This is a genomic window from Paenibacillus sp. P4_A7 (assembly GCF_056402455.1).
This window is the reverse complement of record NZ_JBFUHJ010000196.1, coordinates 1-9,422: the sequence shown is the minus strand read 5'-3', so window position 1 is coordinate 9,422 and position 9,422 is coordinate 1. Positions and strand designations below refer to the sequence as shown.

Annotated in this window: 13 protein-coding genes and 1 other annotated feature; of the genes, 10 read left to right on the top strand and 3 right to left on the bottom strand. The window is 40.2% G+C overall.

Annotated features, from left to right (window positions below; genetic code table 11):
- The 6 genes from AC1DWN_RS20300 to AC1DWN_RS20275 form a co-directional block, all read left to right on the top strand.
- Positions 1-1,295: hypothetical protein (locus AC1DWN_RS20300; protein WP_477560722.1), on the top strand; the 1,295-nt coding region annotated here is incomplete at its 5' end.
- A gap of 414 nt (positions 1,296-1,709) precedes the next feature.
- Positions 1,710-1,850 carry a hypothetical protein gene (locus tag AC1DWN_RS20295; RefSeq protein WP_477560721.1) on the top strand — a complete coding sequence of 47 codons (141 nt, stop codon included), beginning with the start codon at positions 1,710-1,712 and terminating at the stop codon, positions 1,848-1,850.
- Between the two features lie 23 nt (positions 1,851-1,873).
- Entirely contained in the window at positions 1,874-2,143 is a 270-nt protein-coding gene (locus AC1DWN_RS20290) for a hypothetical protein (protein WP_477560720.1), read from the top strand.
- Positions 2,140-3,255, top strand: coding sequence for a 2-aminoethylphosphonate--pyruvate transaminase (phnW, locus tag AC1DWN_RS20285; RefSeq protein ID WP_477560719.1), 1,116 nt, complete (start codon positions 2,140-2,142; stop codon positions 3,253-3,255). Before AC1DWN_RS20290 ends, phnW begins: the two co-directional genes overlap by 4 nt.
- Before the next feature lie 2 nt (positions 3,256-3,257).
- Positions 3,258-3,455 carry a DeoR family transcriptional regulator gene (locus AC1DWN_RS20280; RefSeq protein WP_477560718.1) on the top strand — a complete coding sequence of 66 codons (198 nt, stop codon included), beginning with the start codon at positions 3,258-3,260 and terminating at the stop codon, positions 3,453-3,455.
- A gap of 24 nt (positions 3,456-3,479) precedes the next feature.
- Positions 3,480-3,905 (top strand): DeoR/GlpR family DNA-binding transcription regulator, encoded by a 426-nt coding sequence (locus AC1DWN_RS20275; RefSeq protein WP_477560717.1) that lies wholly within the window; start codon positions 3,480-3,482, stop codon positions 3,903-3,905.
- A 91-nt stretch (positions 3,906-3,996) separates the two neighbouring features.
- Here AC1DWN_RS20275 and AC1DWN_RS20270 read toward each other — a convergent pair whose 3' ends face one another.
- Both AC1DWN_RS20270 and AC1DWN_RS20265 read right to left on the bottom strand, forming a co-directional pair.
- The gene (locus AC1DWN_RS20270; protein WP_477560716.1) at positions 3,997-4,593 is read right to left on the bottom strand and encodes a TetR/AcrR family transcriptional regulator; all 597 of its coding nucleotides are present in this window, start codon (positions 4,591-4,593) and stop codon (positions 3,997-3,999) included.
- A 255-nt stretch (positions 4,594-4,848) separates the two neighbouring features.
- Positions 4,849-5,331: a PCYCGC motif-containing (lipo)protein gene (locus tag AC1DWN_RS20265; RefSeq protein ID WP_477560715.1), complete on the bottom strand. Its 483-nt coding sequence runs from the start codon at positions 5,329-5,331 to the stop codon at positions 4,849-4,851.
- 184 nt (positions 5,332-5,515) lie between these two features.
- On the opposite strand from AC1DWN_RS20265, the gene AC1DWN_RS20260 reads away from it, so the two are divergent.
- Together AC1DWN_RS20260 and AC1DWN_RS20255 are read left to right on the top strand one after the other, a co-directional pair.
- A complete protein-coding gene (locus AC1DWN_RS20260) occupies positions 5,516-5,884 on the top strand; it encodes a globin domain-containing protein (RefSeq protein ID WP_477560714.1) in 369 nt (122 codons plus the stop codon).
- Positions 5,885-5,926: 42 nt separating this feature from the next.
- The gene (locus AC1DWN_RS20255; RefSeq protein WP_477560713.1) at positions 5,927-6,892 is read left to right on the top strand and encodes a bifunctional riboflavin kinase/FAD synthetase; all 966 of its coding nucleotides are present in this window, start codon (positions 5,927-5,929) and stop codon (positions 6,890-6,892) included.
- A gap of 76 nt (positions 6,893-6,968) precedes the next feature.
- Here the strand turns inward: AC1DWN_RS20255 and AC1DWN_RS20250 are convergent, their stop codons facing one another.
- On the bottom strand, positions 6,969-7,928 hold the full coding sequence (locus AC1DWN_RS20250) for a metallophosphoesterase family protein (RefSeq protein ID WP_477560712.1): 960 nt from the start codon (positions 7,926-7,928) through the stop codon (positions 6,969-6,971).
- Between the two features lie 332 nt (positions 7,929-8,260).
- On the opposite strand from AC1DWN_RS20250, the gene AC1DWN_RS20245 reads away from it, so the two are divergent.
- Together AC1DWN_RS20245 and AC1DWN_RS20240 are read left to right on the top strand one after the other, a co-directional pair.
- Entirely contained in the window at positions 8,261-8,461 is a 201-nt protein-coding gene (locus AC1DWN_RS20245; RefSeq protein WP_477560711.1) for a cold-shock protein, read from the top strand.
- 167 nt (positions 8,462-8,628) lie between these two features.
- Positions 8,629-8,883 (top strand) — a binding site (T-box leader).
- An 84-nt stretch (positions 8,884-8,967) separates the two neighbouring features.
- Positions 8,968-9,422, top strand: a 455-nt coding sequence (locus AC1DWN_RS20240; protein ID WP_477560710.1) for a glutamate--tRNA ligase family protein, incomplete at its 3' end; no start/stop codon positions are given.

Genomic DNA, 9,422 nt, shown 5'->3' with positions numbered 1-9,422 from the left:
TCACTGATGTAGAGAAGGTCAATATTCCGAAATGGGTATTTGATGCCTTTGATCTGACTTATGAAGATCGAACATTCCGATATGGCGAGATGTTGTTCGACAACAGTCCAATCGGATACGGTTCAAATGGAACAAGTGCAATGCCTAATATTGATAAAATAGAAACACAGATGTGGTTTTACTTCAGAGCCATTCGATATATTGATGCTGGATTCGAAGCTATACATATGGGCCAAATCCATCTGTATACCGCAGACGATGCAGGCTTTAAGAAGACTTATCGTTTATTTGATATGATACGCAATTATGCAAAGAAAAACGCAAGACGTCATATGGTTCTGCTTGATGCACATACGCACGGTATCAATATTAACGGAAAGCTGCTATTTGATTTTTACTCCATGCCTTATTCTAGAATGCCTATTTTGGACGTACCTGGTGAGAAGCTTGCTCTAGTGCGTGAAGGTTACTATGAGGGGGGAGTTACCCCTAGTGGTTGGGCGGCTGAAACGTTGCCGATGCTCATGGAATTCGATAACTGGGGCGGGAAATTTTTTGATGAAGAAGACCAGATTCCTTATGAAAAACGCGCATGGTTAGAGTGGTGGGGGTATGACCAAATTACATGGTTTGCTTCGCAAGATGAACAAAGCAGAAATAAATATTTGGAATATACCTTCAAATGGACAGCAATCAACAATGTTAATGCGTATTTTCAGATGCCTTTTAAGAGAACGCTGGGCAGTTGTCAAATCCAAATGCCATCGGCTACCAACACAGGGTTAGAAATGCTTAGTAACTGCTATAAAGTGAATATGCCAAGTGAATCTTGTTTATTAGGCTTTGGGCAAGAAGATACAATTAAACAGATTTGGGCGTCGGAGAACAATTTAAGGGAAAGAGCRGGAAACCCTCCGTTGATCAATAAGTTTGGAGCAGATCATAACTATGATCCGTTAACAGGTGTAAAGCTACCATCGAGAGTCATTCTAATTGGTAGTTTTCAGCATCATTTAGGTGCAATCAATCATGATTCAAACAGTGAGGTTACTCGAATGTATAGTGTTGGAGATGGTATGTATATGTTAAGCTGTGTTTTCCCATTTAAAGGAGAATATCAGTTTGCAGTAGCACCTTATGGTACATTATCATCTATATACTCTATCGATAGTTATCCTAGAAGTGGATCTTCTACAAAAGCAAAGCTACATATTGAACAAGATAACACAGTAGTGGTTTTCACATTTAACTTTATTACAAGAAATATAGAGACAAAAATCATAGAGGGTATGTAGAGAAGAGGGGAGAGACTGTGGTTGAAGCTCTAAGAGGGACATTATCTTGAGAGCTGCGAAGTTAGGCAATGAGGCGGGTTCTATTGGAGCAGCTAAATCGCTGTTGGGATTGATGTTAAGACAATGTCAATGAGAGACAAAGAAGCCCTGAAATCCATCGGATTTCAGGGCTTTTTACATGTCAATCGAGTGTTCTACGTGTAGCAAGATATTATCTGGGCCGCTTATTAAAGGGACTTCCAGTCAAAAACAATAACAAACAAACTGAACACAATAAAACACACAACCTTTACTTGTGTTTGATGCTATGTTAACAAAAGTATTCTAAACTAAAACCAAGTCAAAAGGATGTTGTATCAAGCCCTTATCAAGATGACATTCCCTATCATCTCGAAGCTAAAAAAGAGAATGAGAATGATAAATGAGGGATTAGTGATCAACGGCATTCGTAAAAATTTTGCCAACTTTCAAGCGCTTGGCGATGTCAGCGTTCATATTCCAAAAGGAAAATTCACTTGTCTGCTCGGCCCAAGCGGCTGCGGAAAAACAACATAGGCAACAAAGATATGAGCACAATTGTGAAAAAATGCGGAGATACGGAAGCAGATATGCGCGAAGGACGAAATGCGGGAGTTTGGTCGGTAGGCGTTATTTTCGAAGGCAATGAAATCGGACTCACGCAAGCGGAGGCAGGGGCATTCTCATCTGCGGATAAGGAACGGATGTACGTAGAGGTCTTCGAACGGCTCACGAATGCAGGAGCTCACTTCATTATTAGGGAAATCGGCGAGCTGGACGGCGTTATCAATCATATTAATGACCTTATGAAAGTAGGAGAAAAGCCATGACAACAATAGAATCGAGAAGTAACGGAAATCCCTATTTACTGCTCACACCAGGACCTTTGACAACGACTCGCACTGTAAAGGAAGCTATGCTGAAAGACTGGTGCACTTGGGATAAGGAGTACAATGAACTGGTCGCTTCGATTCGCGAAAGGCTGGTACTGCTGGCAGTACCAACACAGGCGGATGACTTTACAGCAGTGCTCATGCAGGGCAGCGGTACCTTCAGTGTGGAGGCGACAATTGGAACAGCGCTGCCGAAGGAGGGGGGCAAACTCGCTGTCGCGGTTAATGGAGCCTATGGCGAGCGGATCGTACAGATAGCTAAGGTGCTTGGTATTCCTGTGACGGTTATACGCTTTGATGAGCGCAGCGCAGTTGATCCGAAGCTGTTTGAGCAGGCACTGATCGATGATCCCACTATTACTCATGCAGCAGTCGTTCATTGTGAAACGACGACAGGTATACTTAATCCTCTTCCGGCAATTGCTGATGCGGTGAGGCGACAAGGAGTTGTCTTTATCGTTGATGCGATGAGMAGCTTCGGAGGGATTCCGTTCGATATGAGTAAGCTAGGCATCGATTTTCTTGTGAGCAGCAGCAATAAATGCATCCAAGGCGTACCGGGCTTCGGCTTCGTCATTGCCCGCCGAGATGTTATTGCGAAGTGTAAAGGAAATGCTCGATCATTATCGCTGGATTTGTACGACCAGTGGAATATGATGGAACACTCAAATAGTAAATGGCGATTTACCTCTCCTACTCATGTCGTGAGAGCTTTTGACCAAGCGCTGCGCGAGCTTGAACTTGAAGGTGGAATTGCTGCTCGCCATGACCGCTACAGCCATAGTCAAAAGCTATTAACCCAAGGTATGGAAGCTGCGGGATTCTCAGCTTTGCTTCCTGCAGAATTGCAATCACCGATCATTACAGCTTTTCGTTATCCGGACGCTTCTTTCTCCTTTGAACAGTTTTACCATCGCTTGAAGGAGGACGGCTTTGTTCTATATCCCGGCAAGCTAACGACAGAGCCTACATTCCGTATCGGCAGCATTGGTGATGTGCAGTCCTCAGATATGGAGAGACTGATCGAAGTGGTGAAACGGGGGGAATAGCAATGTCTCTCGTCGGAGAAGAACGAAAGCGAGTCATCATTGATATGCTTCAGCTAAAGGGGAAAGTTCGAAAGCCGGAGCTTGTGAAGGAGCTAGATGTATCTTCAGAGTCGATTCGATGGTATTTGGAGGAGCTTGAGAACGAGAATAAGCTCAAGCGGGTGTACGGTGGAGCCATCAAAATCTACTTGGAGCGGTAAGAGCCTGTTCATGTTCGGCGCGAGGTGCTGCAGACTGAAGAGAAACGTAGAATTGGCCGAATGGCAGCTTCGCTTGTTAAAGATAAAGACGTCGTTGTGATCGATGACGGCACTACAACGCTGCAGATGATCGATTCGCTGGTGCTGAAGAAGCAATTAACGGTATTAGTCACTTCTGTTTACACGCTAAATATGCTGATTGGATACAAAAACCGCAATATTTTCGATGGTGAAATTATATTAATCGGGTGCCGCATCAACTCGAAGCATTATCGCACATCAGGGACACTCGCGGTAGAATTTATGTCTAATTTCAATGTAGAAGGTTATACTAAAAACCCGATCGAACAATTGATTAAATATGACTTGCAAGATGCGGCTAAAAAGCGCGATACGGTGCTGAATGAATGGAGCACTCGTTATGATAGCAAAAGTGAACCGAAATCTTAAAGAGTATTATGAAGTAGAGCGAGGCTAATAAAATAGTGACCCGCATGAAGAACACTTAGAAAAAAAGTGACTCTCTTGCGGGTCATTTATTTTACTTTGAAACTGCAGCTCCATGAAGAAACACGTAGATCGCTTTGCGAAAGATAGTCAAGGTTTCTTTGCTAGGGGAACGCTTCGACATCTCGCCAAGCCCCATTACAAGCCCTTCCAGAATATAGCCGAGAGTCCAGGCATCGTCTGGTTTCAATTCCCCCGAGTTCATAGCCTCTTGCAGGATCTGCTGGTTGAATTGAATATGTTCAGAAATATAACTGGCAATGGCATCTTGAACCCGACTGTTTTCCCTCTCACTGGATAAGAACTCATCCATAGCTTTGGTTAACGGATGATTTAGGTCATTGGCAACAAGATGCTCCGCATACCCATACAGTTTTTCTTCTACAGTCGTATACAGCTGCTCTCGCTCGCCCCATTGTTGCGTCCATTCCTCATCCCATTCATCCAATATATACAGAAATAGTCCTTCTTTACTTTGGAAGTGGTAATAGATATTTCCTTTACTGCTACCAGTAGCAGCTACGATATCTTCAATAGAAGTGGCAGCATATCCTTTTTGAGCGAATAAAGCTCTCGCGGCGTCAGCTACCTTTTTTTTCGTTTGTACACTCTGCAGCTGTTTTTTGTTCACTTATTTCACCCCTTATCTGGTTCCGGGTTTAAGCAAAGAGTGTTCTCCGGAAGAAGTATACTTTTTATAATAAATAATTATTGTGATTTCGTCATTAAAATCTCCAAAAAGTCTAACATCTAGGTATAGTAGCAAATTGGACAACCAGCATCAAGATTACTCCCGTGCCTAGTAGCTTCGGGTTGTTCTGGTTGCCACAGATTATAAAAAAAACCACATTTACTCGAAGAGAGTAAGTGTGGTTTTTTTTATAACTTATGCCGGCATTGGTGTGTCTGTGGATTTACCGTAGCCAGTTTTGTATGTTTCATCGATGAAGTTCCGTATTTCTTTATCTGACTTGCCTTCTGATTTCATCTTGGCAGAAGTAACTGCAATCTCTAAGCATACACCGCACCTGGTGCCGTGGTCGTCCCAAAGAATAGAACCGTCTTCATTAACTTCTTTAATAAAACAGTTCAGATTGCTTTTATGACCTACACTTTCACCGCATCCACAATAGCAAGGGATCCATTGCAATAAGTCGGTAGCTTGTCCTGCAATTTGGTACACGATACGGATTTGTTCCGGCTGAGCATCCAAGAAGGTTGGCAAAACATCTGCTGATGCTGTTTTCTCTTGCAAATCACTAGTTGAGTGCGACTCGTGTGGCTCAGCATGTGTCTCTTCTTTGTTTGTACTGCAAGCGGATAGAATTAGTACCGTAATAATGAGTACGAATAAACTTTTAGTTCTCACGGTTTCACCTCATTGAATTAGTTGTGACTAATATAACATACGGATTGAATTGAAATTAAGTAAAATATGAAATGTTCAAGAAATAGTTGAAATAAAGAAATTCAAAATAAGTGTGTCCAAAACACTATACATTTTAAACAAAAGTGTATAATATATATAATTATTGAGTGTGGAGGGTGTATTCATGACAATGTTTGAAGAGCTTGGCGGGCAGCAAGAAATTCGTAAAATAGTAGAAGCCTTTTATCCAAAGGTGTTGAAAGATCCACTATTAGCACCGTTATTTCCAAAGGAGATTTCTTCCGTTATGAATAAACAAGAAATGTTTTTAAGTCAGTTTTTTGGAGGACCAGATCTATTTACAGCGGAGTTTGGCCATCCTAGAATGAGGGCACGTCATATGCCATTCAATATTACGATAGATCATGCTGATGCATGGTTGTCTTGTATGAGCCGTGCACTAGAGGAAACGGTGGACTCCGAACTGCTTCGACAATCAGTTATTGAACGTTTGAAGGTATCGGCCTATTTTTTTGTGAATTCTAATTCATAATGCAATCGCTTATCAAAATACATGAGCAAAAGAAGGGATAGAATGGAGTTCATCGATATTACCTCAAAACCTCCAGTAGATTCAACTCCCATAGTATTAGCAATTGGGAAGTTTGATGGCGTGCATAGAGGTCATCAGCAACTGCTACAAATTGCACGTGAAAATAGTAATGAAGCTTTAGCAGTGATGTGTTTTTCTGATCATCCTCATTGGATTTTGAAGAAAGACCCAGATTATAATAAGTCACTTACACCATTAAAGCATAAAATGACCCTATTAGAGAGCCTAGGTGTGAAGAGGTTTTACAACATTCATTTCACCTATGATTATGCTCAAATCTCAGCTGAAGAGTTTGTTTTGGAGCACCTATGCAGATTGAACATTAAAAGGATTGTGGTCGGAGAAGGTTTTCACTTTGGCAAGGCAAGAGAATCAGATACAAATCATTTAATTAAACTATGTGAGCAAATAGGCATTCCTGTTACTGTGATTCCACTATTAAAAGAAGGCAATGAACTGATTTGCAGTACTACTATTCGGTCGTTTGTTAAAAATGGGGAGGTGGAAGCTGCCCAGAAGCTACTTGGTAGACCTTACTCTGTAACTGGACACGTTATTCATGGGGAAGCGTTAGGAAGGACACTTGGCTTTCCAACCATAAATCTAGGCGGAGCAATAGATGACTATGTTTTTCCTAAACCAGGCATCTACTTAGGGATTGTAGAGATTGATAATCATGTTAATGAACAATGGAAAGTACTTATAAGTGCTGGTTACCGTCCAACTGTTGAGGGAGAAACGTATTTAGTGGAAGCCTATTTGATCAACTTTTCTGGTAATTTATACGGCAAGCAGGTATCTTTATCGTTTCTTAGTTTTCTGCGTGACGAAATTAAGTTTTCTAATCTTGAGCTGTTAGTTGAACAAATGAAGCTTGATGAACGTCATGCAAAAGCTTTTTTTGGGTTGAGTAATAGCACGAGTGAAAGTGTGAGTAGTATTAATTGATTCACCTTTCATGCCTATCTTTACGCACAAACAAGGCACCGTATATTTTTTATATGGTGTTTTTTTTCAAGCTTACTTAAAAATAAATGACTTCATGCGGATAGATCCATCGTTTAGAAATATGCTCTCTCTTTTTTATGACAATCCGATTCAAATAAATGTCCACGACTAAGCTTTCACTTTTGAAAACGGGATGGGATTTTTTGTCTCTAACTTTCCGGATGGAGCCGGTTCCTACTATAAAAAAATCATCAAATAATAATTGCTTTGTGTCTTCCAAATCGAAATGAGTGTGGCTCGAAAATAAAATGACATTAGGGTATTTTCGCAGTAATTGGCGTAATTCTTTGTKTTGAATGACTCCACGACTGTATTCACTTCCTTCTAATGAATGAGCAAGTGGTTGATGAAGAAAGACAAAAATCGGTTTTTGAGATTTGGTGGAGGAAGCAGTTGGTTTTTCTTCTAAACGTTTCGCCAACCAGTTCAATTGATTTTGACTTAAAAAGGCATCTTCTAGAACGGATTCGTCAAGGTCTCGATAATGTTCACTGCCCAAAAATATAAAGTGATAACCACTCATCCATTGATGGTGGTAAGGTTTTTCATACCCAAAATGAGATTGAAAAAGTTCTTTAGCTTTACGACTCGTCCAATTCGAGTTAGGTTGCAGGGTGGAATTTTCATACTTCCACATTTGATAATATTCATGGTTGCCAATGGCAGCTAGTACGGGTGGATGAGGAACTTTTTTTAATAATCGTTCAAGTAACTTGTAATCCTTTGCTTTACCATCCGTTAAGTCTCCATTAATAATCAAGCTAGAGCTGTTAGGATTAATTATGCGATGATCACGAAGAGCTTTGAGGAAATGGATTTGGGCGATCTTATCAGTTTCCTGAATATGAATGTCACTCATAACTGAGAAGTTCATTTGAGGCGGTTCAGTACTTTTATCTATTTTTTCTTCTGAATGAACAGAATTAGTGCTGCTGATAATAAGGACACAAATAACGAAGATGTGTACCAATCGCAAAGAAATCCCTCTATTCTGAGATGTTCTGGTCATTTAATTACTAATTAAGATGCGCAATTGTAGTTAAAAAAAACGCAGGACTAATAGAAAATTGTGAATGTTTGCTGATGCTACATAGGATTTGAAGCTTTCGAAGAAATAAGTTTAAAAAAGCCCAAATGATTGTTTGTGTTATGCAGATGAGTGTGCTATACTACGTTTATAAGCAAATCAAACCTGAACTCACGTGTTGAAAAGGGTGATCATTTGTCGGATGGTACCTTTCTCAATGTGTGATTTTTAGTTTATAACGAAAAAAAACATGTTAAATAAACTTTTGGAGGCTATACATTATGGAAACAGGAACAGTAAAATGGTTTAACGCAGAAAAAGGATTTGGCTTTATCGAAGTTGAAGGCGGAAATGACGTATTCGTACATTTCTCCGCAATTCAAGGCGACGGCTTCAAATCACTAGACGAGGGCCAACGCGTTCAATTCAACGTGACTCAAGGCAACCGTGGACCACAAGCAGAAAACGTTGTAAAACTGTAGTATACAGTTCAAAAGCCCTTAACATTAGTTAAGGGCTTTTTTTTGTCTATATAAGCTTCAAAAACAGCCTCATGTATGAGTTCTTGAGAGTTAGGCAAAGCTAAAATAATAATTTTCAGAATATTCTTTACAATTTAGCTTGTCATTTGATATTATAATTTCAATATTCAAATGCGATGAAGAGAAGAGTAAATAAAAAATTCTTTCACAGAGAGCTCCGATAGCTGAAAAGGAGCAAAGAATTATTTATTGAACCAAGCCTCTGAGCATCACACCGGAACCTGATTAAGGGGATGCTGTGACAGGAGCTCCTGTTATAGAGCTAGAGTATAAGCATTCTTAGCAATGCAGTACTTGAAGAGATTAATATGGCGACATATTAATGAACCCGGGGTGGTAACACGAAAAAATTCGTCCCCAAGACTTTAAGTCTTGGAGGCGAATTTTTTTTGTTTTTTAGACAGAGGAAGTTCAATGTTTGTAAATCGAATTAGGAGGGAATGGCAATGAGTAGTGAATTGGAAAACGTACCTGAAAATTATATTTATAGAATGATTAATGAAGATATTCAAGCTGGAATATACAGTAGAGACATTTGTACAAGGTTTCCGCCGGAACCAAATGGTTATCTTCATATTGGGAGTGCATATGCAATCCATACTAATTACACGATAGCGCAAAAATTTAATGGGAGGTTTCATTTGCGCTTTGATGATACCAATCCATTGAAAGAAGATAGTAAATATGTGAATGCCATCATCGAAGATATGAATTGGTTAGGCTATAGTCCGGGCAGTCAAATTTTTTATGGCTCAGACTACTCAGAAGAGATTTTTGAAAGTGCTGTTGCTTTAATAAATAAAGGTAAGGCCTACGTTTGTGACTTAACGCCAGATGATGTAACGGTATATAGGGGGACGTTGACTGAACCCGGAAAGAATAGTCCATACAGGGATCGTTC